General features: G+C 72.3%; 30 protein-coding genes, 1 tRNA gene and 1 pseudogene. 19 read left to right on the forward strand and 13 right to left on the reverse strand.

The features are described 5' to 3' along the window. The first annotated feature begins 2 nt into the window (after positions 1–2). The 17 genes from ABTZ54_RS06950 (at position 3) to ABTZ54_RS07030 (ending at position 13,663) form a co-directional block, all read left to right on the forward strand. Positions 3–1,010: a major capsid protein gene (locus ABTZ54_RS06950; protein ID WP_351658050.1), complete on the forward strand. Its 1,008-nt coding sequence runs from the start codon at positions 3–5 to the stop codon at positions 1,008–1,010. Beyond that, the gene (locus ABTZ54_RS06955) at positions 1,010–1,195 is read left to right on the forward strand and encodes a hypothetical protein (RefSeq protein WP_351658052.1); all 186 of its coding nucleotides are present in this window, start codon (positions 1,010–1,012) and stop codon (positions 1,193–1,195) included. The genes ABTZ54_RS06950 and ABTZ54_RS06955 overlap by 1 nt, the downstream gene beginning before the upstream one ends. A gap of 4 nt (positions 1,196–1,199) precedes the next feature. Further along, positions 1,200–1,589, forward strand: a complete 390-nt coding sequence (locus tag ABTZ54_RS06960; protein ID WP_351658054.1) for a hypothetical protein — start codon at positions 1,200–1,202, stop codon at positions 1,587–1,589. Then, the gene (locus tag ABTZ54_RS06965; RefSeq protein WP_351658056.1) at positions 1,586–1,903 is read left to right on the forward strand and encodes a head-tail adaptor protein; all 318 of its coding nucleotides are present in this window, start codon (positions 1,586–1,588) and stop codon (positions 1,901–1,903) included. The genes ABTZ54_RS06960 and ABTZ54_RS06965 overlap by 4 nt, the downstream gene beginning before the upstream one ends. After that, positions 1,900–2,253 carry a hypothetical protein gene (locus ABTZ54_RS06970; RefSeq protein ID WP_351658058.1) on the forward strand — a complete coding sequence of 118 codons (354 nt, stop codon included), beginning with the start codon at positions 1,900–1,902 and terminating at the stop codon, positions 2,251–2,253. The genes ABTZ54_RS06965 and ABTZ54_RS06970 overlap by 4 nt, the downstream gene beginning before the upstream one ends. Beyond that, on the forward strand, positions 2,246–2,674 hold the full coding sequence (locus tag ABTZ54_RS06975; RefSeq protein ID WP_351658060.1) for a minor capsid protein: 429 nt from the start codon (positions 2,246–2,248) through the stop codon (positions 2,672–2,674). Before ABTZ54_RS06970 ends, ABTZ54_RS06975 begins: the two co-directional genes overlap by 8 nt. A 12-nt stretch (positions 2,675–2,686) precedes the next feature. Continuing rightward, entirely contained in the window at positions 2,687–3,151 is a 465-nt protein-coding gene (locus tag ABTZ54_RS06980) for a phage tail tube protein (protein WP_351658062.1), read from the forward strand. After that, positions 3,148–3,624, forward strand: coding sequence for a hypothetical protein (locus tag ABTZ54_RS06985; RefSeq protein ID WP_351658064.1), 477 nt, complete (start codon positions 3,148–3,150; stop codon positions 3,622–3,624). The genes ABTZ54_RS06980 and ABTZ54_RS06985 overlap by 4 nt, the downstream gene beginning before the upstream one ends. Positions 3,625–3,881: 257 nt before the next feature. Beyond that, complete coding sequence (locus ABTZ54_RS06990; protein WP_351658066.1) at positions 3,882–6,107, forward strand: phage tail protein; 2,226 nt, start codon at positions 3,882–3,884, stop codon at positions 6,105–6,107. 2 nt (positions 6,108–6,109) lie between these two features. Beyond that, entirely contained in the window at positions 6,110–7,441 is a 1,332-nt protein-coding gene (locus ABTZ54_RS06995; protein WP_351658068.1) for a phage distal tail protein, read from the forward strand. 169 nt (positions 7,442–7,610) lie between these two features. Then, positions 7,611–8,453: a hypothetical protein gene (locus tag ABTZ54_RS07000; protein WP_351658070.1), complete on the forward strand. Its 843-nt coding sequence runs from the start codon at positions 7,611–7,613 to the stop codon at positions 8,451–8,453. A gap of 20 nt (positions 8,454–8,473) precedes the next feature. Then, positions 8,474–9,571: a hypothetical protein gene (locus ABTZ54_RS07005; protein ID WP_351658072.1), complete on the forward strand. Its 1,098-nt coding sequence runs from the start codon at positions 8,474–8,476 to the stop codon at positions 9,569–9,571. Then, positions 9,571–10,401, forward strand: coding sequence for a hypothetical protein (locus tag ABTZ54_RS07010; RefSeq protein WP_351658074.1), 831 nt, complete (start codon positions 9,571–9,573; stop codon positions 10,399–10,401). Before ABTZ54_RS07005 ends, ABTZ54_RS07010 begins: the two co-directional genes overlap by 1 nt. After that, positions 10,398–12,086 (forward strand): hypothetical protein, encoded by a 1,689-nt coding sequence (locus tag ABTZ54_RS07015; RefSeq protein WP_351658076.1) that lies wholly within the window; start codon positions 10,398–10,400, stop codon positions 12,084–12,086. The genes ABTZ54_RS07010 and ABTZ54_RS07015 overlap by 4 nt, the downstream gene beginning before the upstream one ends. 64 nt (positions 12,087–12,150) lie before the next feature. Next, positions 12,151–13,080 (forward strand): peptidoglycan-binding protein, encoded by a 930-nt coding sequence (locus tag ABTZ54_RS07020; protein ID WP_351658077.1) that lies wholly within the window; start codon positions 12,151–12,153, stop codon positions 13,078–13,080. Between the two features lie 62 nt (positions 13,081–13,142). Further along, a complete protein-coding gene (locus ABTZ54_RS07025) occupies positions 13,143–13,400 on the forward strand; it encodes a hypothetical protein (RefSeq protein WP_351658079.1) in 258 nt (85 codons plus the stop codon). Continuing rightward, on the forward strand, positions 13,397–13,663 hold the full coding sequence (locus ABTZ54_RS07030; RefSeq protein ID WP_351658081.1) for a hypothetical protein: 267 nt from the start codon (positions 13,397–13,399) through the stop codon (positions 13,661–13,663). Before ABTZ54_RS07025 ends, ABTZ54_RS07030 begins: the two co-directional genes overlap by 4 nt. Positions 13,664–13,721: 58 nt before the next feature. Here the strand turns inward: ABTZ54_RS07030 and ABTZ54_RS07035 are convergent, their stop codons facing one another. Then, positions 13,722–15,071: an NsdA family TPR-like regulatory protein gene (locus ABTZ54_RS07035; protein WP_351658083.1), complete on the reverse strand. Its 1,350-nt coding sequence runs from the start codon at positions 15,069–15,071 to the stop codon at positions 13,722–13,724. A 142-nt stretch (positions 15,072–15,213) separates the two neighbouring features. On the opposite strand from ABTZ54_RS07035, the gene ABTZ54_RS07040 reads away from it, so the two are divergent. Both ABTZ54_RS07040 and ABTZ54_RS07045 read left to right on the forward strand, forming a co-directional pair. Further along, positions 15,214–15,648 carry an ATP-binding protein gene (locus ABTZ54_RS07040; RefSeq protein ID WP_351658085.1) on the forward strand — a complete coding sequence of 145 codons (435 nt, stop codon included), beginning with the start codon at positions 15,214–15,216 and terminating at the stop codon, positions 15,646–15,648. Continuing rightward, positions 15,645–16,142, forward strand: a complete 498-nt coding sequence (locus ABTZ54_RS07045) for a hypothetical protein (RefSeq protein WP_351658087.1) — start codon at positions 15,645–15,647, stop codon at positions 16,140–16,142. The genes ABTZ54_RS07040 and ABTZ54_RS07045 overlap by 4 nt, the downstream gene beginning before the upstream one ends. Positions 16,143–16,363: 221 nt before the next feature. Here the strand turns inward: ABTZ54_RS07045 and ABTZ54_RS07050 are convergent. The 12 genes and pseudogenes from ABTZ54_RS07050 to ABTZ54_RS07105 all read right to left on the reverse strand — a co-directional run. Then, positions 16,364–17,062: pseudogene (locus ABTZ54_RS07050) on the reverse strand (AMP-binding protein); the annotation flags it as partial. Between the two features lie 130 nt (positions 17,063–17,192). Then, entirely contained in the window at positions 17,193–17,774 is a 582-nt protein-coding gene (locus ABTZ54_RS07055; protein ID WP_351658089.1) for a SigE family RNA polymerase sigma factor, read from the reverse strand. Positions 17,775–17,992: 218 nt separating this feature from the next. After that, positions 17,993–19,093: a DUF1906 domain-containing protein gene (locus tag ABTZ54_RS07060; RefSeq protein ID WP_351658091.1), complete on the reverse strand. Its 1,101-nt coding sequence runs from the start codon at positions 19,091–19,093 to the stop codon at positions 17,993–17,995. A 52-nt stretch (positions 19,094–19,145) separates the two neighbouring features. Next, positions 19,146–20,312, reverse strand: a complete 1,167-nt coding sequence (locus ABTZ54_RS07065; RefSeq protein ID WP_351658093.1) for a lipid-transfer protein — start codon at positions 20,310–20,312, stop codon at positions 19,146–19,148. Then, positions 20,309–20,713, reverse strand: a complete 405-nt coding sequence (locus tag ABTZ54_RS07070; protein ID WP_351658095.1) for a MaoC family dehydratase — start codon at positions 20,711–20,713, stop codon at positions 20,309–20,311. Before ABTZ54_RS07070 ends, ABTZ54_RS07065 begins: the two co-directional genes overlap by 4 nt. Beyond that, positions 20,710–21,801: an acyl-CoA dehydrogenase family protein gene (locus ABTZ54_RS07075; protein ID WP_351658096.1), complete on the reverse strand. Its 1,092-nt coding sequence runs from the start codon at positions 21,799–21,801 to the stop codon at positions 20,710–20,712. Before ABTZ54_RS07075 ends, ABTZ54_RS07070 begins: the two co-directional genes overlap by 4 nt. A gap of 1 nt (position 21,802) precedes the next feature. Then, positions 21,803–22,759: a bifunctional MaoC family dehydratase N-terminal/OB-fold nucleic acid binding domain-containing protein gene (locus tag ABTZ54_RS07080; RefSeq protein WP_351658097.1), complete on the reverse strand. Its 957-nt coding sequence runs from the start codon at positions 22,757–22,759 to the stop codon at positions 21,803–21,805. Beyond that, complete coding sequence (locus tag ABTZ54_RS07085; RefSeq protein ID WP_351658099.1) at positions 22,756–23,928, reverse strand: acyl-CoA dehydrogenase family protein; 1,173 nt, start codon at positions 23,926–23,928, stop codon at positions 22,756–22,758. The genes ABTZ54_RS07080 and ABTZ54_RS07085 overlap by 4 nt, the downstream gene beginning before the upstream one ends. A 198-nt stretch (positions 23,929–24,126) precedes the next feature. Beyond that, positions 24,127–24,438: a hypothetical protein gene (locus ABTZ54_RS07090; RefSeq protein WP_046911295.1), complete on the reverse strand. Its 312-nt coding sequence runs from the start codon at positions 24,436–24,438 to the stop codon at positions 24,127–24,129. A gap of 459 nt (positions 24,439–24,897) precedes the next feature. Beyond that, complete coding sequence (locus tag ABTZ54_RS07095; RefSeq protein WP_351658101.1) at positions 24,898–25,074, reverse strand: hypothetical protein; 177 nt, start codon at positions 25,072–25,074, stop codon at positions 24,898–24,900. A gap of 191 nt (positions 25,075–25,265) precedes the next feature. Continuing rightward, positions 25,266–25,352, reverse strand: a tRNA-Ser gene (locus tag ABTZ54_RS07100). A 55-nt stretch (positions 25,353–25,407) separates the two neighbouring features. Next, positions 25,408–26,892: a S1C family serine protease gene (locus ABTZ54_RS07105; protein WP_351658103.1), complete on the reverse strand. Its 1,485-nt coding sequence runs from the start codon at positions 26,890–26,892 to the stop codon at positions 25,408–25,410. Positions 26,893–26,983 lie beyond the last annotated feature (91 nt).

Genomic DNA, 26,983 nt, shown 5'->3' on the forward strand with positions numbered 1-26,983 from the left:
CCATGCCCGTCACTCTCGCTGAGGCGAAGAACAACGCACAGGATGACCTCGACGTCCAGGTCATCGACGAGTTCCGCAAGTCGTCCGTGATCCTCGACTCGCTCACCTTCGACCAGGCCGTGAACCCGGCCGGGGGCGGGGCGACCCTCACGTACGGATACCGGCGCCTGGTCACCCAGCCGACCGCGGCATTCCGCGCGCTGAACACCGAGTACGCGCCGAGCAACGTCACGACCGAGCGGTACACCGTCGACCTCGCGGTGCTCGGTGGCTCGTTCGAGGTCGACCGCGTGATCGCGAACATCGGCCCGGCCGCGTCCGGCAGCGTCGCCCTGAACATGTCGCAGAAGATCAAGGCGACGGCGACCAAGTTCCAGGACACGGTGATCAACGGCGACACCGCCGTCGACACGAACTCTTTCGACGGCCTCGACAAGGCCCTCGCCGGATCGTCGACGGAGTTCGGCGCCCTCACCTCGCACAACTGGGCCGACTTCGACACCGACCCGGCCGCCGTTCACAAGGCCCTCGACGCCATCGACGAGTGGCTTTCCCTGCTCGACGGCACCCCGACCGTCATCCTCGGCAACGCGAAGGCCCTCGCGCGCGTGCGCGCCGCCGCCCGCCGGGCCGGGATGTACACCAAGAGCCCGATCGAGGGACTGATCGGCACCAACGGCAGGCCCATCGAGCGCGAGGCGTACGGGGGTGTCTGGTTCGCCGACCCCGGCACGAAGGCCGGGACGAACGACCCGATCATCCCCGTGGAGAACCGTACGGTCGGCGGCACGGCCGAGACCGGCCTCACCGACCTCTACGCCTACCGCGCCGGCCTCGACGGCTTCCACGGCGTGGCCACGGCCGGGGGTCAGATCGTGAACAGCTACCTCCCCAACTTCAACGTGCCGGGCGCCGTCAAGATGGGCGAGGTCGAAATGGGTCCGGTCGCCGTCGCGCTGAAGGCGACCAAGTCCGCCACGGTGTTCCGGAACATCAAGGTGACGAACTGATGGCCACCATTCGCACCCCCGTCGAGGGGTTCAACGGCCAGGGCGTCGCCGGTCTGATCTTCCGGGACGGAGCCGCCGAGACGCACGACGAGGCCGTGATCGCCTACGCCCGGCGACGCGGCTACGACGTCGAGGAGAACGCGCGGCGCAAGCCGTCGGCGAAGCCCGAGACGCCGAAGGAGTAGGCCGGTGCCCCGTGTCTACGCGACCCCCGAGCAGTTGGCCGCGTGGACCGGGACACCGGCCCCGGCCGACTCCGAGCGGCTACTCGCCCGCGCGTCGAGCGACGTCGAGGCCGCCCTGTTGTGCGCCGTCTACGCGACGAACGACGCAGGGATGCCGACCGACCCGGCCGTCGTGCAGGCCCTCACCGACGCCGTGTGCGCACAGGTTGAGTACCAGCTCGCCAGCGGCGACGACGGCACCGGAGCGGCCGGCCGATGGGGCAGCGTCTCTATCGGGCCCGTGTCTCTCGGCGACCGCCGCGACGCCCCGCAGGCGCCCGGCGGCCTTGACCTCGCCCCCCGTGCGCACCGCGCCTTGATGCTGGCTGGCCTGTTTCCGGGGGTGATCTGGTGAGGGTGCCCGAGTGGCTTCTACGCCACCGCATCACGGTCGAGGCGTACGACGGCGACAGTGCGTACGGCCCGACCTACCGCCCGCCCGTCGAGGTGCGGGCCCTGGTCGCCGCCGTCGGCGGAACCGTCCGCAAGCAGTCCGACGGCGTCGAGGTCGTCGCGAACGCGCAGATCATCGCGGGCCCGGACCTCGACTGTCCGCCCGAGTCGCGCATCACCTTGCCCGACGGCCGGATCGCGGTCGCCGCCCGCGTCAACCGTCACACCGCGCCGGGCCTGCCCGCGCCGCAGTCCACGGAGGTGATCTGCGAGTGACCCAGCGAACCCGACTCCGGTGGAACGGGGGCGCCGCGCTCCGCGGCACCCGGGCCGGGGCCGTGCGCGGCCTGCGCCTCGCTTCCGAGCACGTGCTCACCGAGGCCCGCCGGATCGTCCCCATCGAGGAGGCGACCCTAGAACGCAGCGGCGCCGCCACGGTCGACGAGCGCAGCATGAAGGCCGCCGTGTCGTTCGACACCCCGTACGCGGTGAGGCAACACGAGGAGCTGACATACCGGCACGACGCCGGCCGTTCGGCGAAGTACCTCGAAAAGCCCATGGCGGAGGAGGCCGACACCGTCGGCGAGATCATCGCCGCGCAGGTGAGGCGGTCGCTCCGTGGCTGACCTCGACCCGACCGACGGCATAGCCCGGCACCTCGACGGCCTCGCCCTGCTCGCCTACGACCCCACGGGCAAGAGCGGGAACACCTTCATCGAGCGGATGCCCTCGACGCCGGACGCCGCCGTGTGCCTGTCCCTGTACGACGCCGGGGCCCCCGACGCCCGCAACGCGTACGACACGGTCCGGCTCCAGGTGCGCGTACGCGGGGGCCCGGACCCGCGCGTCTCGCGCGCCCGCGCGTGGGCGATCTACCGGGCGCTGCACGGCCTCGCGGGGGGCGAACTCCCCGACGGGACGTGGCTCATCCTCGCCGCGGCCCGCGCCACCCCCGGCCCGATGGGCGCAGACGCCCAGGGCCGTCACGAGCACGTCGTGAACTTTGATCTTGACGTGTCGTCCCCCAGCAACCACCGCACCGAATAGGAGGCCCCGTACATGGGACGCCCCATCGACGCCAGAGGGTGGATCTTCGAGGTCGAGGACACGACCCCCGCAACCCCCCTGTGGCTCCGCCTGAACAACATCAACTCGTGGTCGTACAACCCGTCGGAGGGTGAGGAGACGGCCGACACCACGACCAACGACTCGGAGGGGTACCACGAACAGGACGTGATGCAGCGAGGCGCCTCGCTGGAGGTGACCGGCCTGTACGCCGTGACCAACAACGTGCGCGACGCCGGGCAGGAGTACGTCGACTCCGTGTGGACCTACCGGTTCGGCAGCGAGTCGCGCGGCCGGATGCGCTACCGGCACAAGTCCCAGACCGAATGGGCCGTGTGGGAGTGCACCGTCACGCCCGGCGAGCAGGGCGGCGAGCACAACGCCAAGACCACATGGGGCGCGTCGTTCACCCGTTGCGGCGCCCCGACCACCGAGGCCGTTACCGGAGGCACCCCGTGATCGCGTACGACGACGACCAGGCCCTCGACCTCGACGTCGACCAGGACGTCGAGGACGTCGCCGACTTCGATGCGTTCTTCGCCGAGCAGGCGAAGCCGCGCCGCCGGGGGGTGCCGCTGCGCCTGTTCGGGCGCACCTACACCCTGCCGCCGACCCTGCCCGCGCTGTACATGCTCCAGCTCCACCGGCTCAAGAACTCCACCAACCCGGAGGACATACACCGCCTGCTCGCCCCCCTGTTCGGCCCGGACGCGGTCGCGCACTGGGCGGATAACGGCATGGACGACAGGCAGCTTGGCGTCGTCCTGATGTGGGCGACGTCGAACGTTGCCGAGCCGGGCAGCCTCAGCATGGCGCAGGCCGCCGCCGAGTACGACCGGCGCGAGGCCGCGAAGGGAAAAGCGAGGGCGGCAACGCCCCGGCCGAAGCCGAAGAACCGCCCGAAGAAGAGGCAGGGCTCTGGTCGGCGGTAGTCCGCCACTGGAACGCGGTCGAGGCTGACCTACGCCGCGAGTACAAGATCACCGCCGCCGACGTCGCCCGGCTCACGGTCCGTGAGTTCGTGGTGCTGATCGGCGGTCTGCCCTCCGAGTCGAGGTTCGCCCGCGCGTGGCAGGCAACGCCGCGCGTCGTATCGGACCCCGACGAGATTGCACGGCTCACCGGTAGGTGAGGCATACACATAACTGAATAGAGCGACACCCGGGACGGGTGTGGTGGGGGGTGCACGTTGGCCCTCACCATTGGCGAGCTGGTCGGGTATATCGACCTCGACGCGTCCGGGGCCGAACGCGGGGTCGACCGCGCGGAAGCCGCCCTTCAAGGTCTCCAGCGTGACGCCGACGGCCGGTTGCGCGACTTGCGCGGCCGGTTCGCGGTCGCTGGCGAGGAGATGGGCGGCGCCCTCGGCGAGGGCATCGGCGGAGGCGCCGAAGAGGCGGGCCGCAGCCTCGCCGGAGTCGGCGGCCTGCTCGGCGCGGCGAAGGTGTCGACCCTCGCCCTGTCCGGGGCGTCGGTCGTCGCGGCCGGCGCGCTCGCCGCCGTCCCCCTGGCCGTCGTCGGTCTCGGCGCGAAGGTTCTCGCCGAGAACGAGCAGGTCAAGAGCGCGTTCTCGGACCTCGCCGAGAACGTCTCAGGCCAGATGCAGGAGCTTGCCGCTCCGCTGGTCGAGCCGTTCGTCGCAGCGGCCGACCAGCTCGGCGGCATCTTCGACGACATCGCGCCGCGGCTCGGCCAGTTGTTCGCGGGCGTCGCCCCGATGGTCGAGCCGCTGGTCGGCGGCATCGGCGACCTCGCCAAGAACGCGTTGCCCGGCCTGGTCAACGCGGTTGAGGCCGGTCTACCGGTCGTCGAGTCGCTGGGCGGCCTGCTCGGCAGCATCGGCGACGGTCTCGGCGGGTTCTTCGACGGCGTATCGACCGGCGCCGCCGGCGCCGCTGCTGCGTTCGACGGCATCGGCACGGCCCTGTCGATCGTCCTGCCCGCGCTGGGCGGATTCCTCGGCACCGTCGCCCAGACCGGCGGGCCCGTTCTCGCGGCCCTCGCCGATGCGCTCGGCCCGCTGATCGCGGGTCTGCTCGACGCCCTCGCCCCCGCGCTCGCCTCGCTCGGCCCGCCCTTGTCGCGGCTGATCGGCGCACTCGGCAAGGGCCTAGAGCCCATCGTCGACGCGCTCGGCCCGGTACTGGCCGCCGCGGCGGACGCGTTCGGCGTCCTGATCGACGCGGTCGCCCCGCTGCTGCCGGTCGTCGGTCAGCTGATCGCCTCGCTGCTGCCGCCGCTGGCGCCGCTGCTGACGGCGGTCGGCGACATCTTCGCCCAGGCCGCGCCCATCGTCGCGCTGCTCGCGGAGATCCTGGGCCGGACGCTTTCGCCGATCCTGGCCCAACTCCCGGGCCTGGTAACCCCGTTCGCCGCAGTTCTCGGGGATCTCGCAGAAACGATTCTGCCGATCTTCGCCGATCTGCTGGTCGCCCTTTCCCCGGCACTCGCGACGATCGGCGACGCGTTCGGGCAGATCCTTGTAGCCCTCGCGCCGCTGCTGCCCGCCGTCGGCGAGCTGCTGATCGGCGCGCTTACGGCCCTCATGCCGATCATCGAGCCGTTGATCGGCCTGATCGGCGATCTCGCGGGCATCCTCGCGGGTGGCCTCGCCGCCGTGATCGAGGAAGTCGTCGTCCCGATCATCAGCGCCATCGTGGCGCTGCTGAACGGCGACTTCGGCAAGGCGTGGGACCTGGCCAAGGGCGCCGTCCAGGCCGCGGGCAAGCTGATCGGCGAGGCCGCGACCAAGATCGGCGAGTGGATCGGCAAGGGCATCTCGACCGCCGTCGACTGGATCAAGGGACTGCCCGGCCGCGCCTATGACGCGCTTGCCCCGCTGGCCGGGCAGCTCCGCGACCGCGCGGTGTCCGCGCTGCGTTCCTTCAAGGACTCCGTCGTGTCCAAGGCCGGAGAGGCCATCACGTGGCTGCGCGGCCTGCCCGGCAGAATCGGTTCTGCCATCGGCAACTTGGGGTCGCTCCTGGTCGACAAGGGCAAGGACGTTGTCCGCGGCCTGTGGAACGGCATCAAGTCCATGGGTTCCTGGTTGAAATCGACCCTGATCGGGTGGGCGAAGGACCTCATTCCGGGGCCGATCGCGAAGGCACTCGGGATCGCGTCGCCCAGCCGCGTCATGGCGCGGGACGTCGGCCGGTGGATTCCCGCCGGCGTCGTCAAAGGCATCGAGGGCGGACAGGGCGCCGTCGACCGTGCCATGCGGTCGCTGGTCACCCCGCCCGCCGCCCCGCAGTTCGCCGCCGCGGGCGCCCCCGTCGGCGCCTACGGCTCGCCGTTCGCCGCCCCCGCCGGGGGCGGGGCGACCGTCCAGATTGAGCACTGGCACGCGGCCGAACAAGGCACCCCCGACGACAACGCCCAGGCCCTCGCCTGGCTGGCCAAGGCGAGGGGGTGACCATGCCCGTCCCCATGAGCGCCGTCGGGGCCCTGGTCACCCTCCCCGGACACGTCCAGTACGGCGACCTGCTGCTCGGCTCCGGCACCCCGTACGGGTGGCGCGCGCTCACCGGGTGGGGGGACCTCCCCCCGCTCGACTCCGGAACCGTGCAGCGGTCCGACGCCCACGGGGCGTTCCCGGGCCTGCTGCTCGCCCAGTCCCGCACGATCGGCGTCGAGGGCCTGGTCGTGCGCGCCCCGCGCGCGCAGATCGGCGAAGTCGTCGGCCGGTTGGAGGCCGCGACCGCGCCGCGCCTCGATGAGATCCCCCTCGTGGCGTGGCTCGACGAGCGCGGGCCCCTGCTCACCTTCGCCCGCGCCACCCGCCGGGCCGTCCCGACGACGCCCGGCTACCGGGTGGGCACGATCATCGGCGGCGCAATCGAGTTCGTCGCGAGCGACCCGCGCCGCTACGCCCTCGCCGAGCAGGTCGCCACGGCCGCGCTCCCCTTGTCCGAGTCCGGCCTCGCGTGGGAGTCCGCCGACGTCGAGGTGCTGCACACCAGGCAGGCCGCCGGAGTCGGCGAACTGTGGCGTTGGTGGAGCAACGGCGACCCGGTCATCACCGGGGACGGCACCGGCCCCGTGTCCGTGCAGCCGCTCGCCGAGTCCGCAGAACTGCTCTGGGCCGCGCCCGGAAGCAACTACGGATGGGCCGTCGGCCCGGGGCAGGCTGTGACGTTCGCGGCCGACCTCGCCGTCGGACAAGCCGCCGTGATCCTGCTCCGGTGGCGGGACGCGGCCGGCCAGCACGTCGCCGACGACACGTCCACCCCGGCCGCCGCCTCGCTCACCGCGACCGCGCCCGCGGGCGCCGCATGGGTCCAGCCCGTCGTACTGTTCGGCGCCGCGCTCCCGGCCGCCGTGCCCGTAGGCGCGTCGTCCCTGCGGATCAGCACGACCGCGGGCGTCCTCGCGTGGCCGCTCGACTTCGGAGCCCCGGGCAGCACCGGCCGCATATCCGTCGTCAACACCGGCAGCGCGGACACGCACCCCGTGATCGAGTTCCGGGGCCCGGTCACCATGCCGAGCCTGACGAACACCGCGACCGGCGACGTCCTCGAATACGACTTGCCCCTCACGGACGGCGACCGCCTGGTCGTCGACACCCTCGCCGGAACCGTGACGCTCAACAACACCGCCTCGCGGCTCTACGCCGCGTCGGCGAGGTCGGTCCCCGAGCAGACGTTCACCCTCGCCCCCGGCACCACCCCCTTGATGTTCCGCGCCGCGCCCGGCAGCAACGACCCGGGCGCGTCCGCCGTCGTGCGCTACCGCGCCGCCTACTGGTAAGGAGACCCCCGACGTGACCGTGCGCCCCGCATGGCTGCTGCCCCTTGGGCAGACGCGAGAGGACACCCGGCTTGCCCCCGTGGGGACGTGGGCACCCGAGGGGGAGATACGCACCCGTGACGGCGTGATCCCCGGAGGCCGGCCGTTCGCCGCGACCAGCGCCGCCGCCATGCAGCTACAGGTAGGCGTCGGCCGGGCCGTCGTCCAGGGCACGACCGCGCAAGGCGCCTACCCGATTGCCGTCGACGCCCCCGAGACCGTCACGTTCACCGACGGCGACGCCCAGTTCGACCGCATCGACAGCGTGATTCTGCGGGTCTACGACGGCCTGTTCGACGAAAGCGAGGCCCCCCTCGCCCGCATCGAGGTCGTCGAAGGCCCCCCGATCGCCACCCCGTCCGCGCCGAACCTTCCCCCCTGCTCGCTGCGCCTGTGGGACGTCGCCGTGCCCGCGGGCGCGTCCGCAGGCGTCGGCGGGATCAACTGGTCGTCCGCCCTCGCCGACCGACGCCGGTACACGACCGGCGTCGGAGGGATCATCCCCACCGGGTGGGGACTCAGCTACGCCGGGGCGTACGACGGCCAGTACCGGGACGCTAACGGCGTCCTCGAACGCTGGAACGCCACAACGACCCGTTGGGAGACCTACCGGGCCCCCGAACAGCCCGTCGAGACCATCAGCGGGGGCGTCTCCACGTCCGCCGGGTGGACCCTGAGCAGCTTTAGCGCCCGCCGCCGCGGCGGAGTCGTGCAGTTCCTCGGCAACTTCGTCCGCAGCGGCGCCACCCTCTTGGCGAACCCCAACCTCGACGACACCCTCGTCGCCACCCTCCCCACCGGGTGGCGCCCCATCGTCCTGCTGGAAGCCCTCGCCTCGAACGGGTACGGCCTGGGCGCCGCCGCCATCGGCAGCGACGGCCGGATAACGCTCCGGTCGTGGGCCGGGGGCGGGAAGGTCTCCGGCATCGAGAAGGACACGAACGTGCGCATAGGCGCGACGTTCGTGCAGTAGGGGGGACCGTGCAGGCCCCCATGCAGAGCCCGTACCGGTTCCTGTTCACCGACCTACGGTCCGACCAGCCCATCGACGTCCTGCCCGTGCAGGGCGTCACCCTCGACGACTACATCGGCAAGGTCGGCAGGCTCACCGGCACCGTGCCGGTACCGAACCGCGAGATCGCCGAGCGGGCACGGCGGGCCCTGGTCCCCGGCCGCACGGGCGTATGGGTCGAGCGCGGACGCGACATCTGGTGGGGCGGCATCCTGTGGACGCTGCGCCTCGCATCCGACGCCCGGGGGTTCCTCTCCGCTCAGATCCAGTGCGGAGGCTGGGAGTCCTACCTTTACCGGCGCCTGCTGCTCGACACCCAAGTCGCCCAACAGGTCGACCAGTTCGACATCGTGCGCGGCCTGGTCGACTACGCCCAGTCGACCCGGGGCGGGAACATCGGACTGACCTACGACCCGGACGTATCCGGCGTCACCCGTGACCGCACCTTCTCGCGCTACGACCTCCCCACCATCGGCGACCTGATCGACCAACTCGCCGCCGTAGAGCGGGGGTTCGAGTGGCGCGTCGCTTCCTACCGGGACACCAGCGGGCGCCGCGTCAAACGCCTGATGCTGGGGCACCCGATCATCCGCGGCGGGCCGACCGAAATCGTCCTCGACCACCCCGGCCCCGTACTCAGCTACACATGGCCGCACGACGCCTCAGCCCTCGCCAACGGGTGGCAGTCCCGCGGCGCCAGCATCAACAAGAACCAGGCCGTCGACTCCTTCCCCATCATGTCGCCCGTCCTGGTCGCCGACGACGACATCACCGCCGGATGGCCCCGGCTCGACGGGTCGTCCGACCACACCACCGTTGAGCTACAGGGCACCCTCGACGCCCACGCCCGCGCGGACGCCGCCGCGGCCCGACGGCCCGTGCAGATCCCCGAGGTCGAGGTGTTGCTCGGCGACAACATCACCCCGGCCCTGCTCGGCTCAACCATCCGTCTGCGCGTCCGCGACCTGTGGCACCCCACCGTCCTCGACTCGCGGTACCGCGTCGTCGGCATGTCCATATCCCCGCCCGAGCGAGGCCGCCCCGAGACGGCTCGGCTGTATCTGGAGGTAGCCACCTGATGGCGTACGTCCCGCAAGACCTACTCGACCGCGTCGCCGCCCTCGAACGCGAGGTGCGGACGCTGCGCGGCCGGGCGCAGATGCGCCCCGCCTTGAACGAGATCCTGAACGGCAACGTCCGGATCGGCGAGGGCGGTCGCCTGATCTGCGAGGACCCCAACGGACGGCGCATCTTCGTCACCGGCCAGACCACCGACGGCGACTGGGCCGTCGGCATCGGCCGTTCCACGACCGGCACCGCCGCACTCACCGTCGGCGACGAGTACAACGGGTCGGGCGCCGGCCAGATGATCCGCACATGGAACCGCGCCGGTGAAGTGATCATGATGGATGACGCGTGGGCCGACCGGTTCCTCGGCCGCCCGTGGATGCCGTTCCCCATGTACCCGACCGCCAACTCGGCCATGGTCGGCACGACGTCATGGCAGTACGCATGGGTCGGCCGGATGCCCGCGCAGAACGCCGTCGCCGTCCTGAACTTCTCCTGCATCGCCAGCGCAGGCGGACAGGCCCGCGTCACCTACGTAGCCCCCGGCAGCGTCGAGAACGTGATCGAAACGTTCACCCTCCCCACCAACACGTGGGTGAACAAGGCGATCACGGTCCCCCTCGATACAGCGGACTGGGGCGATCAAGTCCTGTTCCAGATCGAGCACCGGAACGCCGCCAGTACGGGGGCCGTCGAGACGCGCATGTTCGGCGCCTACACCCGCAACACCTTCGACGCCAACGAAGTCCCCGACCCGCCCCGCGCAGCGGCGACCAGCTCAGCAACGACCGTCGACCCGGCCCCGGTCCAGGCCACCACCGCACCCAACGAGAAGGCATGATGCTGCCCGAAGGCATTCCCACCGTCCGTGTCACCGGACGGTTCCTCACCCCAGACGGCCGGCCCCTTGCCGGGCAGGTCGTGTTCCGCGCCCCCGGCATGGTCACCTTCGGCGAGTTCGACGTGATCCTCGGCGGACCCGTCACCACACCCCTTGACGCAACCGGAGCGTTCGAGATCGTGCTACCGGCCACCGACGCCCCTGGCATGAACCCGAGCGGCTGGTCGTACGCGGTCGCCGAACAGCTCGCGGGCATCACCATGCCCCGGACCTACCAGATCCTGTTGCCCGCCGAGCACCCCGCCGTCGACCTCGCCGACCTCGCGCCCACCGACCCCACGACCCCGACGTACGTCGCCGTCCGCGGCGACTCCGCGTACGAGGTCGCCGTCGAGGCCGGTTTCGTCGGCACCATCGAGCAGTGGCTCGCGTCCCTGGTCGGCCCCCGGGGCATCACCGGAGCGACCGGCCCGGACGGCGACGACGCGTACGAGGTCGCCGTCGCCAGCGGCTACGCAGGCACCCGCGCCCAGTGGCTCGCGTCCCTGGTCGGCCCGAAGGGCGACAAGGGCGACAAGGGCGACCGCGGCGACACCGGCCTCGCCGGTACCAACGGCACCGACGGCGCGCCGGGCGCCCCCGGGGCCCCGGGAGTCGTGCAGTCCGTCAACGGCCAGTACGCCGCCGACATCGTCCTCGACGCCGCCGCCGTCGGGGCCGTCCCCGCCACCGCGCCCGGCATCCCCGGAGGCGTCGCCCAGCTCGACGCAACCGGCAAGGTCCCCGCCGCCCAGCTCCCCGCGCTCAGCGGCGGAGGCACCGTGCAGACCGTCGCGGGCAAGGCCCCGGACACGGGCGGGAACGTCGCCCTGGCCGCCGCCGACGTCGGCGCCCTCGACACCACGGAGAAGGCCGCCGCGAACGGCGTCGCCAGTCTCGGCGCCGACGGCATCCTGACGGCCGCGCAGCGCCCGGCGTACACCGCCGCCCAGGTGGGCGCCCTCGCCACCACCGCGCGGGCCGCCGCGAACGGCGTCGCCAGCCTCGACGCGACGACGCGCATACCCATCGCACAGATGCCGGCCGCCGCCGGGCGGAACACGTGGACCCCGCAAGCGCTGGGGTTCGCCGCCTGGTCGTGCGACCCGTACACCGTCGCGAACCCCGTCGCCAAGTACTTGAAGCCGGGGCGCCTGTTCTTCGTCGGCTTCAACATCACGGAGACCACCACGGTCAACCGGATCGTGATGTTCGCCCGGGGATACGGCGGAGTGACCACGAACCGCTACCGCGCAGCGATCTATCGGGACACGGGCGCGAAGGTCGTCGAGTCGGCCGCCGTCGCCCTCACCCCGGCCGGACAGGAGGCCGGAAGCCTGCCCGCCATGGTCAGCAATCACATCGGAGGCGTCCCGCTGACGATCACGTCGACCTCGCTCGCCCCCGGCCGCTACTGGGCGGCCTGGTCCCTCGTGACCGGCGCCGCTACTGACTTCGCGTTCTTCCACGTGCAGAACGAGGCCCCGGTCGCCACGGCGAACTTCTGGATGCCCGGGAACGCTTTCGCGCGTGCCTGGTACACGGAAGGGCAGACCAACGCGGCTCTACCGGCCACCGTGAGCCCGACCGCCGCCGGCGCCCTCGCCGACCACGACATCCCGATCATGGCCCTCGCCAACGTCTGACCCCTGCTCGACCCGCACGCCCCCGCGCACCGCGCCGGGGCGTTTCTCATGTCTGGAGTACCCCATGGCACGTATGCCCGGCGCCGAGTGGCGCCCCATCCCCGTCAACTACACCGCGAAGGGGCAGAAATCCGTACGGGGCGTCACCGTCCACATCATGGCCGGAACCTACGAGGGCACCGACAGTTGGTTCAGGAACCCCAAGGCGCGCGCGTCGTCCCACTTCGGCACCAGCAAGACCGGCCGACTCCGCCAGTGGGTCAACACCGCCGACCGCGCGTGGGCGCAGGCTGACGGCAACCCCGCGTGGATCAGCGTCGAGAACGAAGGCCGCGGCGGCGACAAGCTCACCGACGACCAGCTCGACGCGAACGCGCGCGTCCTCGCGTGGGCCCACGAGAAGTACGGCGTGCCGCTCCAGGTGACGCACTCCCCGAGTGGTCGAGGTCTCGGCTACCACGCCATGGGCGGCGCCGCGTGGGGCAACCACCCCTCGTGTCCGGGCCCGCGGATCGTTGCCCAGCTCGCCGACATCGTGCGCCGCGCGCAGGCGATCGTCGACGGCGACGACCAGGCCGTCGACCCCACCACCTACACCGTCCGGTCCGGGGACACCCTGTCCGGCATCGGCACCCGCCTCGACGTCCCGTGGCAGACCCTCGCCACCCTGAACAAGATCAAGAGCCCGTACACCATCCGGCCCGGCCAGGTACTCACGATCAAGGCCGCGCCCGCGCCGAAGCCCAAGCCCAAGCCGCCGGCCTTCCCCGGCCGCGACAAGTTCGGCCCCGGCAGGCGCAACGCGTACGTGACGCAGCTCGGCGAGCGGCTGGTCGCCCGCGGGCACGGCCAGTTCTACAAGGTCGGCCCCGGCCCGGCCTGGTCGGACGCCGACCGCGACGCCGTCCGCGCGTTCCAGCGTGCCCAGGGCTGGACCGGCAGCGACGCCGACGGCCTGCCCGGTCCGGAGACGTGGCGCCGCCTGTTCGCGTGACCCCCTCGCCCGCCCGGCACCGCGCCGGGCGGGCCCCCGCACCCCCGAGAGGACTCCCCACCATGACCCCCGCCACCAAGCGCGCCGTCCGTACCGCGCTCCAGACGTTCGCCGCCGTCGTCGCCGTCGTGCCCGCCCTCGCCGCCGTCGTCGCCGACTCGGCCGCCCTCGCCGCCGCCGCCCCGTGGGCCGTCGGCGCCGCGGCCACGGCCGCCGCCGCGGCCGGCGTCGCCGCCCGCATCATGGCGCACCCCGCCGTCGAGGCCCTGCTCGACCGCGTCGGCCTCGGCCTGGTCGACGACGGCGAGGCCCGCCCGTGACCCCACCCCCGCACGACCCGGCGACGTCCGTCGCCGTCGAGCTGGAGAAGATCCGCGGCGAGCTGACGGCGGGATTCGCCCGCACCGACGGATCGCTCGCCCTGCTCGTACAGCGCGGCGACCAGAACGACCGCAAGCTCGACGACCACGAGACCCGCCTCGACGCCCTCGAACGCGGACGCTGGCCGCTTCCCTCGCTCGCCGCCCTGGTCGCCCTGGTCGGCCTCGCACTCAGCCTGTGGCAGTTCGCTGCCCGCCCATGAGCAACGCCCCCCGCAACGGCCGTGTGGCCGTTGCGGGGGGCGTTCTCTGCGTTGCGGCCTACGCGACGGCCGCCTCGCGCACACGCTCGTTGAAGTCGGCGACCAGGGGGTCGTTCCCGAACGGCCGCATACGCCGCTGCAAGTCCTGTACCGCCTCGACCGCCCGCGACGACTTCACCTTTCCCGTCAGCCGCAGCGTCCGCAGGCCGGCCGCGTGCGCCTTGTCGAGTTCCTTCCGCTGCAAGTGGGACACGGCAAGCGCCGCTTGCGACATCGCGCCCCGCCTGGCCCGGTTCTGCGTCTCCGCGTGCTCGATGGACCGGCACGCGTGTTCCTCGGCCGCCGCGGGATTCTCCAGATCCCGCATCGTGTTCGCGTGCTCCCCGTGCAGATACGCCGGGTCGATGAACGCGGCCCAGTCCGGTTCTTCCGCGAGGTTGACCCGCTCGTACGCCCGCTCCGACTGGACAACGGCCTTAGCCGCGGCGACCTTGTCGCCGAGCAGGGCGAGCGCCCGCGCCTCCAGGCACCACAGGTCGGCCAGGCACGCCGCCGACTCCGACCTCGCCAACCCGTGTCGGCCCGCCTGCGCAAGGCGCCGACCCTCGGTGGGGTTGCCGAGTAGCGTCGCCTGGTCAGCCATGCCCGCGAGGACATGCGCGCCCAGCGGCGCGTTCTGCGACTCCTCGGCGAGGCGTAGAGACTGGATGAGGTACCGCTGTGCGACGGAGTGCTCGCCGTTGTCGTAGGCCATCCACCCCAAGAGATACGTCTGTTCGGCCGCGGCCTCGCACAGCGCCCGTCGCACCCCTTCGTCGTGCGACCGGCGCAGCAGCGGGTAGACATGCCAGTTCATATACTCGGCGAGGACCAGGCGCCCGGACCCGCCACCCTGCAACACGTCCATGCGTTGGAACGTGGCGAACATGTTCTTGACCATGCCGACGTCTTCCAGACGGACACGCGGGCCCGGATCTGGTTCCTGGTCAAGCACGTTGAGAAGCCAGTCCCGCGAGGGACCGACACCGGCCACTGCCGCGAACGGCGCGGCTGCAAGGAACGTCCTACGATCCACGTCAGCTCTCCCCAGGTCGGCGACTACCTCCACGGTAGCCGTGAAACTGGGGTCGTAGGTGAGTGCGGCATCGGTCGACGCCCCGTCACCGAGCCCAAGGTCGTACGTAGTGACGCGCCACCCGAAGTGGTCCGAGAACACCCCGGCCAGAATGTCGGGGACAGGCTGACGGGGCGATTCACCTTCGAGCCAACGGCGGATGCGCGTCGCGTTCGGCGTGATGTGCGGTTGCCCCCACTCGATCGCCTTCGCAATCACGCGCCGCGCCAACTCCTTCCGGCTGAGTCCAGACCGCCCCAACCAGTAACCCAGCCGCTCGTTCGGTGAGTTCATGCCCGCACCCTTTCGCGCACCCGGTGTCGAAGCGACACCCTTCGACACCCCCCTCGACGGTACCCGTCGGTATCTGTCGCGTGTTGCCTGTAACGGGAAACTCTCCCTCCGCTCGTGACGCAGCTCCCTAAACGAGGTCGGCATGAACGATCTACCGAAGGACATGGCGCACTGCTGCGCGCCGTACGGCGGCCCTCCCGCACAGGGCATCTTCCCTAAGAGCGTGGACACGGCCCGCGACGCCCGTAAGTACGTGCGCGAGGTCTTATCGCGAGACGACGACCCCCTCGACCCCGACCGCTTCGACGAGGTCGTGCTGATCGCCTCGGAGCTGGTGACCAACGCCTATCGGTACGGGACCGAACCCGGCGACGCCATCCTCGTCTCCGTGCTGACGACCTCCACGGTCGTGCGCGTCGAGGTACACGACCCCTGCCGCACCCGCCCTCAGCTCCTTCCCACATCGGCGGAGCGAGGCCGCGGTCGCGGCCTGCACATCGTGAACTCCCTCGCGCGTGACTGGGGCTCGTATGACCGTCCGTTGGGTAAGGCCGTGTGGGCGGAGGTGACGCGGTGACTTCCGCGCCCAAGTCTTCGCCGCCCATCCGGGCCGTGCCCGGCCTGGGGTTCGTCGCCGGGTGCGTGATCTCGACATGGATCGACGCGGCGACCCTCGCGACTCGGACCCCGGTCGCCTACATCCTGATTGCCCACGTGCCGCCACGTCGTCCGGGCGAAACCACCGAGTCCATCGAGGAGGGACTAATGGGCATGGTCGACGGGATGAAACTGCGGCCGGCCTCCGAGCGGGTGCCGATCACTGGCGCGCGTCTGGGCATTCGCGGGCCGTTCGTAGCCCTCGACTACGGGAACCCCGGCGGCACGATACGGCTTCCGCGCACGGAGGAGGCGTGGCGGGCCCATGCCCTTCGGGGCTCGCCTGTGTGCATTGCGGTCGGCCTCGACCCCATTCCGCCCGGGGCCTCTCAGGACACCGTCGGGGACTACCTTGCCCGGGTCTCCGCCGCCGACCGCTTGTACTTGGGCGCGACGACCGTCCGGGCGCGGTGACGGCCGCGGCCCCGCTGTAGACCACCGGACGCGCCCGCGCCGCCGCGCGCGTCCTCTGCGCCCCGCCCCTTCTGCTCGCGAACCGGTTGGGGTGGGAAGGGCCCGCCGCATCGTCCCCCAAGGCGAGGCGGGTCAAAGGGAACGGCCCCGGGACTGGGAGGTACCGGGGCCGTTCTCTGTACTACCACCGACGGTGGTCGTCCCCCTTTAGATCCACTGTCGTGGAACTGCGGCACCACGACGAGGGTGGTGTCCTGGTCGGTCAGGCCCATCGACTCGGCCATGTTCACCTGCATGGAGTGCAGGTAGATCGAGCGGTGGGAGTAGACGACGCCCTTGGGGTCGCCGGTGGTGCCGGAGGTGTAGCACATGGCGGCCGCCGCGCGCTCGTCCAGCTCGGGCCAGGGGTACGTGGTGGGGCGGCCGGCGATCAGCTCCTCGTACTCGTGCACGCGCGGGGCCGTGCCGTCGAGGAGCGTGCGGTCGCCGGGGCCGGACACGACGACGTGCTCGACGGTCGGCAGGTGCGGGAGGAGCGGGGCGAGGAGCGGGAGGAGCGAGCCGTTGACGATGACCACGCGGTCGGCGGCGTGGTTGACGATCCAGGCGAGCTGCTCGGCCGGGAGGCGCAGGTTGAGGGTGTGGACGATCGCGCCCATTGCGGGGATCGCGAAGTACGCCTCGACGTGCTCGGCGTTGTTCCACATGAGGGTCGCGACGCGTTCGTCGCCGGTGACGCCGAGCTCGTCGCGCAGGGCGTCGGCCAGCTGGGCGGCCCGGGCACCGGTCTCGGCGAAGGTGCGGCGCTGCGGCTCGCCCTCCCCCGTCCACGTGGTGATGGTGGACTTCCCGTGGATGGTCATCCCGTGGTTCAGGATGCGGGTCACGGTCAGCGGTACGTCCTGCATGGTGCTGAGCACGGGCGTCCTCCCGAGGGCGCTACGCGGCAGTAAGGATGTGCCGATTCTGCGCGCGTACCAGGCGGTATGTCACTACCCGGGAGTACGATTTTGCCAGCGATCACTGGCATAACCGAGGGTAACGCGGGCTTCAGCGGGCGGGCGACAGCTCCGGGTCCTCGCGCAGCTTGCCGAGCGCGCGTGAGACGGCGCTCTTGACCGTGCCGACGGAGACGCCGAGCACCTCGGCGGTCTGCGCCTCGCTCAGGTCCTCGTAATACCTGAGGACGACCATCGCGCGCTGGCGCTCCGGGAGCTTCATCACCGCACGCCACATGGAGTCGTGCAGCACCTGGCGCTCGGCCGGGTCCGGCTCCGGCAGCCCGGCCGGCTCCGGCAGCTCGTCGCAGGCGAACTCGTCGACCTTGCGCTTGCGCCACTGGGACGTACGGGTGTTCAGGAGCGCGCGGCGTACGTAGCCGTCCAGGGCGCGGTGGTCCTCGATGCGCTCCCAGGCGACGTAGGTCTTCGCCAGCGCCGTCTGGAGCAGGTCCTCGGCGTCCGACGGGTTCGCGGTCAGCGAGCGCGCCGTGCGCAGCAGGACGGGGCCGCGGGCCCGTACGTAGGAGGTGAACGACGGGTACGACGCGTGTGATGCGTGCGCCGTGAACGACGGGCGCGTCGCGAACTGCGAGGCACCGGCACAGACAGGGCCAGAAGGTGGCGGGGTCATGGCTCCACGCTATGAGCGCCCGACCACCCGGGGTATCGGCCCCAGGTCCCGAACCGCACTCCGCCTCAGGTTGTAGGGGTGGGGCCTGCCGGACCTCCTTCAGGTGGAGCCGGGGGGGTGGCGGAGTCAGGGTCGGGGCGGAGTCGGGGGCGGAGTCAGGGTCAGGGTCAGGGTCGGAGTCGCGGTCGGAGTCGGGCCGGATCACGAAGGTGGCCCGCTCACGGCCCGACCCGGGCTACCGGGGCGTCGACCTGACTGCGGTCGATCAGCATGCGCCTGCCGCCGTACGACTCCGAGACGTTCCCCGCGTACTGGTGGATCCGGGCGCGCGGGCGCCAGGCCGACGCGGCCAGCACGGTCTCCGTGTTCAGCGCCGGAACGCCCCGCCAGCGCGCGAACCACACCACCGACGGCAGGTCGCCCGTCCCCGCGCGCCGCTCCCGCTCCATGTGCCGGATGCCCGTCTCTGCGCTGCTGTAGAAGCCCGGCAGATAGCCGAGCCGCCGGACCTCCCGGCTCCACGCCCGTACGAAGCTGAGGGTGGTGGCGGCACAGCCGGTGTCGCCGATCCGGTACGCCTCGACGTCGAGGTACAGCGGGCTGGCCGCGTCGAACCCGAGGGCGCGGGCCGCCCGCACCGCCTCCCCGGCCTCGCGGGTGCCCTGGGACCAGGGGGCGCGGCCGATCGCGTACCGCCGCTTGGCCTCGGAGAACACGCACGGGGCCTGCGAACCGACGAAGAGCGGCAGCAGCCGCCAGCCGAGGGCGTGCACGGACGCGACCCACCCGGGCGTCAGGTGCGGCTGCGCCCGGCAGCCCCGCCCCCGGCCCCCGAAGTACACCCCGACCGCCCCGTAGGGCGAGGCCCGCCAGGCCCGCATCACCGAGAGGGGCGGGGCGTCGCAGGTGTCGAAGGCGCGGCCGGTGAAGTAGTGGGGGGTGGTGGGGGCCGCGCGGTCCGTGGGGGCGTCGGCCGGGGGGCCGGGGGCGGGGGCGGTGAGGGCCCTGGTGGCGGGGGCCGGGGCGGTCGGTGCTCGGTCCGCTGGGGGCCGTACCGACGGGGTCCCGTACGGGACGGCTCCCCGGCCGGGCTCTGTCCGCGTACCCGTGCCCGCGCCCGTGCCCGCGCCCGTACCCGCCCCCGCGCCCGCGAGCAGCGCCGTGGCCGCCAGCACCGCGACCGCCGCCGGCGCCGCGCGGACCCGGCGGCGGGTACGGCGGCGGGTCCGGCGGCGGGTCCGCGCGGCGTCCGGATCGGGCGGGGCGTCCGGGACGGCGTACGGAGCATCCGGGGCGGGCGGGGCGGGCTCGGCGTTCATGGCGCGAGTGAAAGGCGCCGCGCCCCGCGCGGCCACCGCTGGGGCCCCGCTCTCAGCCGTCCGTGCCCAGGATCAACCCGGACGTGGGAACCCCGGTGCCCGCCGTGACCAGCGTCCTGGCCGCCCCGGGCACCTGGTTCACGGACGTGCCGCGCATCTGCCGTACCGCCTCCGCGATCCCGTTCATCCCGTGCAGGTACGCCTCCCCGAGCTGACCCCCGTGCGTGTTCAGCGGCAGCGCGTCCGCCGCCACGAAACCGGCCGCCTCCCCGGGCCCGCAGAAGCCGAACTCCTCCAGCTGCATCAGCACGAACGGCGTGAAGTGGTCGTAGAGGATGCCCACGTCGATGTCCTCGGGCGCGAGCCCCGAGCTTCGCCACAGCTGACGGGCCACCACGCCCATCTCCGCGAGCCCGGTCAGATCGTCCCGGTAGAAGCTGGTCATGGCCTCCTGGTTGCGCCCGGCGCCCTGCGCGGCGGCCACGATCACGGCGGGCGGGCGGCGCAGGTCGCGGGCGCGCTCGACGGAGGTGACGACCAGGGCCTGGCCGCCGTCGGTCTCCTGGCAGCAGTCGAGCAGCCGCAGCGGCTCGGCGATCCAGCGGGAGGCCGCGTGCTCTTCGAGGGTGATCGGCTTGCCGTGGAAGTACGCGGCGGGGTTGCGCGCGGCGTGGCGGCGGTCGGTGACGGCGACGTGGCCGAAGGCCTCCGGCGTGAGCCCGTACGTGTGGAGGTAGCGCTGGGCGATCATGGCCACCCAGGAGGCGGGGGTGAGCAGCCCGAAGGGGAGCTGCCAGCCGAGCGCCGCGCCCTCCGCGGACGGCTCGCGCTGCTGCACCCCGGAGCCGAAGCGGCGCCCGGAGCGTTCGTTGAACGCCCGGTAGCAGACGACGACTTCGGCGACGCCGGTGGCGACGGCGAGGGCGGCCTGCTGGACGGTGGCGCAGGCGGCGCCGCCGCCGTAGTGCACGCGGGAGAAGAAGGACAGCTCGCCGATGCCGGCCGCCTGGGCGACGGTGATCTCGGGGCTGGTGTCCATGGTGAAGGTGACCAGGCCGTCGACGTCGGCGGGGGTGAGCCCGGCGTCGTCGAGCGCCGCGTGCACGGCCTCGACGGCGAGGGTGAGCTCGCTGCGGCCGGAGTCCTTGGAGAACTCGGTGGCCCCGATCCCGGCGATGGCGGCCCGGCCGCCGAGGGAGTCCCGGGCGCGGACGCTCATCGCTCGCCCTCCGCCGGCAGTGCCACGGTGACCGTCCCGGTGACGTGGTGCCCGAGGCCGTTGGCGCCCACGACCCGTACCAGGGCCGTGGTGCCGTCGACCTCCGTGACCGTGCCGGTCAACGTCATGGTGTCCCCCGGGTAGTTGGGCGCCCCGAGCCGGATGGCGACCTTGCGGAGCTCGGCCCCGGGGCCGAGGCGGTCGGTGATGTAGCGGCCGACGAGGCCGTTGGTGGTGAGGATGTTCATGAAGATGTCCGGGGAGCCCTTGGCGCGGGCGAGTTCGGCGTCGTGGTGCACGTCCTGGTAGTCGCGGGAGGCCACAGCCCCGGCGACGATCAGGGTGCGGGTGATCGGGACGACGAGCGGGGCGAGCTCGTCCCCGGCCCGTACGGCGGTCACGCGGCCGCTCCCTTCGCGAGGAGGTCGCCCAGTTCGGCGAGGAGTTCGGTGCCGCAGCCGAGGTACGCGTCGAGCTGCCGGCCCCAGAGGAAGTGCCGGTGCACGGGGTGGTCGAGGTCGGCGCCGAGCCCGCCGTGCAGGTGCTGGCCCGCGTGCACGACCCGCTTGCCCGCCTCGGAGGCCCACCAGGCCGCCGTCAGGGCGTGCTCGCCGACGGGCAGGGCCTGGTCGTGGCGCCAGGCGGCCTCGTAGGCGGTGACCCGGATGGACTCGGTGTCCATGTGCGCGTCGGCGGCCCGCAGCTGCACGGCCTGGTGGGAGGAGAGCGGCCGCCCGAACTGCTCGCGCTGCGAGGTGTACGCGACCGCCCGGGCCAGCGACCCGGCACAGACCCCGGCCTGGAGCCCGGCGAAGGCGATCCGGGCGGCGGCGAGGAGGTCGTCGTAGGGGCGGCGGTGGAGGACGTCGGGGGCGGGGGCGTCCAACCCGTCGAAGGCACCCACCTCCCCCAGCCGCTCGGCCCGCGCCCCCTCCAGGACGAGCCGCCCGGCGGACCAGGGCGCCGTGAGCTCGACGGGCTCGACCGGCCGCGCGGCGTCCGCCGTGCGCACCAGCCACAGCGTCCGGTCCTCGTCCGGGACGAGGACGTGGGTGGCGTCCCGCAGCCAGGGCACCCGGTCCAGGGTGCCGGTGAGCCGGCCCTCGGCGTCCGCCCGTACCGCTCCCGCTCCCGCGAGCGCCGGGAACGCGCCGGTCACCACCGTCGTACCGGCCCGGAGCCCGGGCAGCAGCCGGGCGCGCTGGTCCTCCGTACCGTGCCGGGAGACGGCGAGCAGCCCGTACACGCAGGTCGTGGTGAAGGGCACCTGCGCGGTGGTGCGGCCCTGCTCCTCGGCGAGCAGGACGAGACCGAGGAGTCCGGTCTCCTCGACGGCTTCGGGCAGTCCGGCGGCGCACAGCGCCTTCCACAGCTCGGCGTCGACGCCGGTGCCGGCGGCCGTGAGCCGTTCGTGGGTGGCGAGGTCGCCGAAGATCCGCGCGGCGAGATCCCGCGCGGCCAGCTGCTCCTCCGTGGGCGTGAAGTCCATGTCAGTCCTCGCCTCCCGCGCGGAAGACGGGGAGTTCGAGCTCCTCGTCCACCTTCAGGAACTCCAGCCGGACCGGCATCCCGATCCGCACCTTGTCGTAGGGCACCCCCACGACGTTGCTGATCATCCGTACGCCCTCGGCCAGTTCGATCAGCCCGACCGCGTACGGGGGGTCGAAGGCGGGGAAGGGCGGGTGGTGCATGACGACGTACGAGTAGACGGTGCCCTCGCCGCTCGCCTCGACGGTGTCCCACCGGCGGGAGCCGCAGGCGTTGCAGCCGGGCAGCCAGGGGAAGCGGAGGGTCGCGCAGTCGCCGCAGCGCTGGACGAGCAGCCGGTGCTCGGCCACGCCCTCCCAGAATCCGGCGTTGTCGCGGTTGACGACGGGGCGGGGGCGGCGGGGCCGAGGCGCCGGCGCTGCCTTGGGCCGCCCGGCCGGGGTGTACTTGAGGATGCGGAACCGGTGGGTCCCCGCGAGCTCGCCGTCCGCCCGGATGTCCATCCGGGTCGTGACGAAGTGGCCGGTGCCCAGCTTGGTGGTCTTGCGCGGCGAGACGGACTCGATGACGGCGTCGAAGGTGATCGCGTCGCCCGGGCGCAGCGGCCGCAGGTACTCCTGCTCGCAGTCGGTGGCGACGACCGAGGTGTACCCGGCGCCGTCGAGGAGCTCCGACAGCTCGTCGTACGCCCCGGAGCGGTCGGTGTGGCCGGAGAGCCCGCCCATGGTCCACGCCTGGAGCATGGTGGGCGGGGCGACGGCGTCGGGGCCCCGGTAGGCGGGGTCGGTGTCGCCCATGGCCTCGCACCAGTGCCGGATCATGGGCAGGTTGACGACGTCCTTGCCGGTACCGCCGACGGCGGCGGGCCGCCCTTCGTACGCTTTCAGGCGCTCGTGGAAGGGGTCGTGGGGGACGTCGTGGGGGGCATCGTGCGATTTCTGGCTCTGGCTCCGGCTCATCGCCGCCCCCTCCCCTTCATCCCGAGCCGCATGGTCGCGACGATCTCGCGCTGCACCTCGCTGACGCCTCCGCCGAAGGTGTTGATCTGGGCGGCCCGGTTCATCCGCTCCAGCTCGCCGTCGTCGAACGCGCCCGGCGATCCCGCGCGGACCAGTGCGGCGCCGCCGGCGATCTCCTGGCACATCCGGTAGACCTCGACCGCCGACTCGGTGCCCGCGAACTTCACACCGCTCGCGTCGCCGGGGGCCAGCCGGCCCGCTCCGACCTCGCCGACGAGCCGCCAGTTGAGCAGCCGGGTCGCCGCGAGCCGGGCGTGGGCCTCGGCGGCGCGGATGCGGACCCACGGCTCGTCGATGCGGCGCGCGCCGGTGACCGGATCGGGCGTACGGGCGTGCCGGAGGGCGGCGTCGAAGAAGTCCTCGGCCTGCATGCCGATCGCGGCGAGGGCGACGCGTTCGTGGTTGAGCTGGTTGGTGAGGAGGCCCCAGCCGCCGTTCTCGGGCCCGACGAGGTTGCCGGCCGGGACGCGGATGGAGTCGTAGTAGGTGGCGGTGGTGGTGAGCCCGCCGACGGTCTCGATCGGGGTCCAGGAGAACCCGGGCGCGTCGGTGGGGACGAGGACGATCGAGATGCCCTTGTGGCGGGGAGTGCCGGGGTCGGCGTCGGTGCGGCAGGCGAGCCAGATCCAGTCGGCGTTCTGGGCGTTCGAGGTGAAGACCTTCTGCCCGTCGATCAGCCAGGAGTCGCCGTCCCGTACGGCTCTGGTACGCAGGGAGGCCAGGTCGGTGCCGGCCTCGGGCTCGCTGTAGCCGATGGCGAAGACGGTGTCGCCGCTCAGGATGCGGGGGAGGAAGTACGCCTTCTGTTCGTCGGTGCCGTACTTCATGAGGGTCGGGCCGACGGTGTTGAGGGTGACCATGGAGACGGGGGCGCCGGCCCGGTAGGCCTCGTCGAAGAAGACGAACTGCTCGTCGGGACCCCGGCCCTGGCCGCCGTACTCCTCGGGCCAGCCGAGCCCCAGCATGCCGTCGGAGCCGATACGGCGCAGCAGCCGGCGCTGTGCGGCGGAGTCGGCGGGGGGCGGGGGCCCGTCGGGCATCACGTCGCGGAAGTACGCGCGGAGTTCGGCGCGCAGCCGGAGTTGCCGTTCGGTCGGGGCGAGGTGCACGGCGACGCCTCTCGTCGGGACAGGACTTCCACCTACCAAGGTTTCTGACTGTCCGTCAGATACGTCCCGGCTGTCAAGGTCACGGCGGCCACGGAAGCCCCGCGCGCCGCAACAAAGGAAGGCGGCCCGCGCACCGGCGCCGAAGCGCCGCCGCACGGGCCGCCGTTCACCCCGCGAACCTTCCCCCCGTCGGGCCGGTTACCACCACGGATAGAAGTTGACGACCGTGTTGACGTTGGACTGGTCGATGTGGGTGAAGGCGGAGCCGTTCACGCTCGCGGTGTTGTTCTGGTTGGAGGCACCGGAACCGGTCGCCACCTGCTGCGTCGTGGTCGAGTTGCCGTGGTTGTTGCCACCCACGCCACTGCCGATGATCGTGGCGACGCTGGTGTTCGATCCGTTGTCCGCGAATCCTCCGTTGTCGGCCTGGGCCACCCCGGTGAAGAGGGCGGCGGCGAGGGGCAGGGCGGCGACAGCGGCGATGACGCGGGCGGTACGGATGCTTGCCATGTCTGTTCCTCCGGGAACTGAAGCTATGAATTCCGTGAACTGCTGCTGATCCCAAGGCGGTTGGCCGACCGCCTCGGTCGTTTCCTGCTCGACGTCGCGAGATCAGAGTTGCCCACCGAATCCCCGTCGAACCACCCCCTAGCGCCTGATTCCCCCTCAAGCGTGAGGACAAGCCGATAAACCCCCTCACCCAACCCAAAGCCCCAGCCCACACCCCCGCCCCCCGCACCACCCCACAGAACCCCGCCCCTCCCAAGGGACGAAGCGTTTCAGCACCTTTTCAGCCAATCCCCCCATCTGCCCGAAAAACCCCACCCGAGACCCGAGAAAGCCCCCCTGAGAGAGGATCTCCGGCATGACGAACGGGATGGCCGGGGAAGGGCCGGGCAGCGACGAGGCCGCCGCCTGGCGCGCACGATTGGGCTGGGCGGCTCGCGACCGGTGCAACCAGTTGTGGCATCACCCGATGTCGAGATCGTCGTCCAGCGGGCCTACCGCTGCAAGGACCGCGAGTACGTTCGCGTCGCACGAGCGGTCGACGGCGAGGACCTGCGCCACAGGCTCGGCACCGCCGCCGCCTCGGACAACCCCTGGGCACGCCTTCACGCCGGCTACGTCCTCCGGCTTCTCGATCACCCCGACGTACCGAACACACGCCGCGTCTGGCGAACATGGATCGCGGAAGCCCCCGGAAGCCAGCCCGGCCCCTCCGGTCCCCGCGGATAGCTGCCGCGAACTGTCTTGTCGCTCCGGGCCCGGGGACGTCAGAGGGCGGGCCCCGAACTCCGGGGGCCCGCCCTCTGACCTGCTGAATCTCTGACCTGCTGCGGTGGGTGTGGGATTTGAACCCACGGTGACATCGCTGCCACGACGGTTTTCAAGACCGTTCCCTTAGGCCGCTCGGGCAACCCACCCGTGCCCCGCCCGGCGGGGGCGAAGCGAGCTACAGCCTACCGGGGCCGTGAAGGATCAGCTGTCGCCCGTGCGTTCGCCGAGGGTGACGGTGGCTGTGGCGGTCTTGCCGGCGCGTTCGTAGGTGATCTTGACCGAGTCGCCGGGCTTGTGGGTCCAGATCTCGCTGATGAGGGTCGGGCCGCTGTCGATCGCGTGGTCGCCGAAGGCGGTGATCACGTCGCCGGCCTTCAGGCCCGCCTTGGCCGCCGGGCCGTTCGGGGTGACCGACGGGGTGCCGCCGGAGCCCTGCTGCGCGATCGTGGCGCCCTCGCCCTTGTCCTGCATGTTCACCGTCGCGCCGATCACCGGGTAGACCGGCTTGCCCGTCTTGATCAGCTGCTCGGCGACGTTCTTCGCCTGGTTCACCGGGATCGCGAAGCCCAGGCCGATCGAGCCCGCCTGCGACTGGCCGTAACCGCTGCCGGCCGACTGGATCGCCGAGTTGATGCCGATCACCGCGCCGCTCGCGTCGAGCAGCGGGCCGCCCGAGTTGCCCGGGTTGATCGACGCGTCGGTCTGCAGGGCGCTCATGTACGAGTTCTTGCCGCTGGAGCCGTCGCCCGAGGCCACCGGGCGGTTCTTGGCGCTGATGATGCCCGTGGTCACCGTGTTCGACAGGCCGAACGGCGCGCCGATCGCGATGGTCGAGTCGCCGACCGCCACCCGGTCCGAGTCGCCCAGGGCCAGCGGCGCCAGGTTGGACGGCGCGTTCTTCAGCTTGATCACGGCCACGTCGTAGCCCTCGGCGCGGCCGACGACCTCCGCGTCGTACGTCTTGCCGTTGGAGAACGTGACCGACAGCGTGCCGCCGTCCGCCGCCGAGGCCACCACGTGGTTGTTCGTGACGATGTGGCCTTCCCGGTCGTAGACGAAGCCGGTGCCCGTGCCGCCCTCGCCCTCCGTGCCGCCCGACTTCGCCTGGATCGTCACCACGCTCGGCAGCGCCTTCGCCGCCACCGCGGCGACCGTGCCCGGGTCGCGCTTGAAGGAGGCGGGGGAGTCGCCCGAGGAGACCGTGGTCGACGCGGTCGGGTCGTCGTCGCGCTGCGACGCCGCCCAGTAGCCGATGCCGCCGCCGACGCCGCCCGCGACCAGCGCCGCGACCAGCACGGCCGCCACCAGGCCGCCGGCCCGCTTGCGCGGGGCCTCCGGGGCCGGCTGCGCCGGGGCACCCCAGGCCGGGGTCACCGGCGGGGCGGGGGGCCAGCCGCCGGCCGCCGGAGCCGGGGCCGGAGCCGGGGGGACGGGAGGAGTGGGGTGAGCCGTGGTGTACGCCGGGGTGGGCTCAGGGGCCGGGGGCTGCGGCGCGGGCTCGGCCCGTACCGGCTCGGGCGCCGCCTCGGGCTGCGGCTCCGGCTCGGCCTCCGCTCGTACCGGCTCGGGCGTCTCCGCGGGGGCGGCAGGCGCCGGAGGGGCCGCCGGCGGGGTGGGAGGCGTGGGAGGGACGGACGGGGCACTCCGGTCCGCCGGAACCGCCGTGCCCTCGTTCTCGGTGCTCACAGCTCTCTCCTCGTCGACTGCACGGGTATGGGGTGGGTGGGTGGGTGGATGGATGGACGGATGGATGGGTGCCTGATCCTGGTCCATGTGC

It is taken from the genome of Streptomyces sp. NPDC094032, from assembly GCF_040303965.1.
Taxonomy (GTDB): Bacteria; Actinomycetota; Actinomycetes; order Streptomycetales; family Streptomycetaceae; genus Streptomyces.

Excerpts from the sequence above, each read along its gene's own strand:
- ABTZ54_RS06950 (WP_351658050.1), top strand. The coding sequence starts at position 3 with ATGCCCGTCACTCTCGCTGAGGCGAAGAACAACGCACAGGATGACCTC.
- ABTZ54_RS06955 (WP_351658052.1), top strand. The coding sequence starts at position 1,010 with ATGGCCACCATTCGCACCCCCGTCGAGGGGTTCAACGGCCAGGGCGTC.
- ABTZ54_RS06980 (WP_351658062.1), top strand. The coding sequence starts at position 2,687 with ATGGGACGCCCCATCGACGCCAGAGGGTGGATCTTCGAGGTCGAGGAC.
- ABTZ54_RS06995 (WP_351658068.1), top strand. The coding sequence starts at position 6,110 with ATGCCCGTCCCCATGAGCGCCGTCGGGGCCCTGGTCACCCTCCCCGGA.
- ABTZ54_RS07000 (WP_351658070.1), top strand. The coding sequence starts at position 7,611 with ATGCAGCTACAGGTAGGCGTCGGCCGGGCCGTCGTCCAGGGCACGACC.
- ABTZ54_RS07005 (WP_351658072.1), top strand. The coding sequence starts at position 8,474 with ATGCAGAGCCCGTACCGGTTCCTGTTCACCGACCTACGGTCCGACCAG.
- ABTZ54_RS07010 (WP_351658074.1), top strand. The coding sequence starts at position 9,571 with ATGGCGTACGTCCCGCAAGACCTACTCGACCGCGTCGCCGCCCTCGAA.
- ABTZ54_RS07015 (WP_351658076.1), top strand. The coding sequence starts at position 10,398 with ATGATGCTGCCCGAAGGCATTCCCACCGTCCGTGTCACCGGACGGTTC.
- ABTZ54_RS07020 (WP_351658077.1), top strand. The coding sequence starts at position 12,151 with ATGGCACGTATGCCCGGCGCCGAGTGGCGCCCCATCCCCGTCAACTAC.
- ABTZ54_RS07025 (WP_351658079.1), top strand. The coding sequence starts at position 13,143 with ATGACCCCCGCCACCAAGCGCGCCGTCCGTACCGCGCTCCAGACGTTC.
- ABTZ54_RS07035 (WP_351658083.1), bottom strand. The coding sequence starts at position 15,071 with ATGAACTCACCGAACGAGCGGCTGGGTTACTGGTTGGGGCGGTCTGGA.
- ABTZ54_RS07040 (WP_351658085.1), top strand. The coding sequence starts at position 15,214 with ATGAACGATCTACCGAAGGACATGGCGCACTGCTGCGCGCCGTACGGC.
- ABTZ54_RS07055 (WP_351658089.1), bottom strand. The coding sequence starts at position 17,774 with ATGACCCCGCCACCTTCTGGCCCTGTCTGTGCCGGTGCCTCGCAGTTC.
- ABTZ54_RS07060 (WP_351658091.1), bottom strand. The coding sequence starts at position 19,093 with ATGAACGCCGAGCCCGCCCCGCCCGCCCCGGATGCTCCGTACGCCGTC.
- ABTZ54_RS07065 (WP_351658093.1), bottom strand. The coding sequence starts at position 20,312 with ATGAGCGTCCGCGCCCGGGACTCCCTCGGCGGCCGGGCCGCCATCGCC.
- ABTZ54_RS07075 (WP_351658096.1), bottom strand. The coding sequence starts at position 21,801 with ATGGACTTCACGCCCACGGAGGAGCAGCTGGCCGCGCGGGATCTCGCC.
- ABTZ54_RS07080 (WP_351658097.1), bottom strand. The coding sequence starts at position 22,759 with ATGAGCCGGAGCCAGAGCCAGAAATCGCACGATGCCCCCCACGACGTC.
- ABTZ54_RS07090 (WP_046911295.1), bottom strand. The coding sequence starts at position 24,438 with ATGGCAAGCATCCGTACCGCCCGCGTCATCGCCGCTGTCGCCGCCCTG.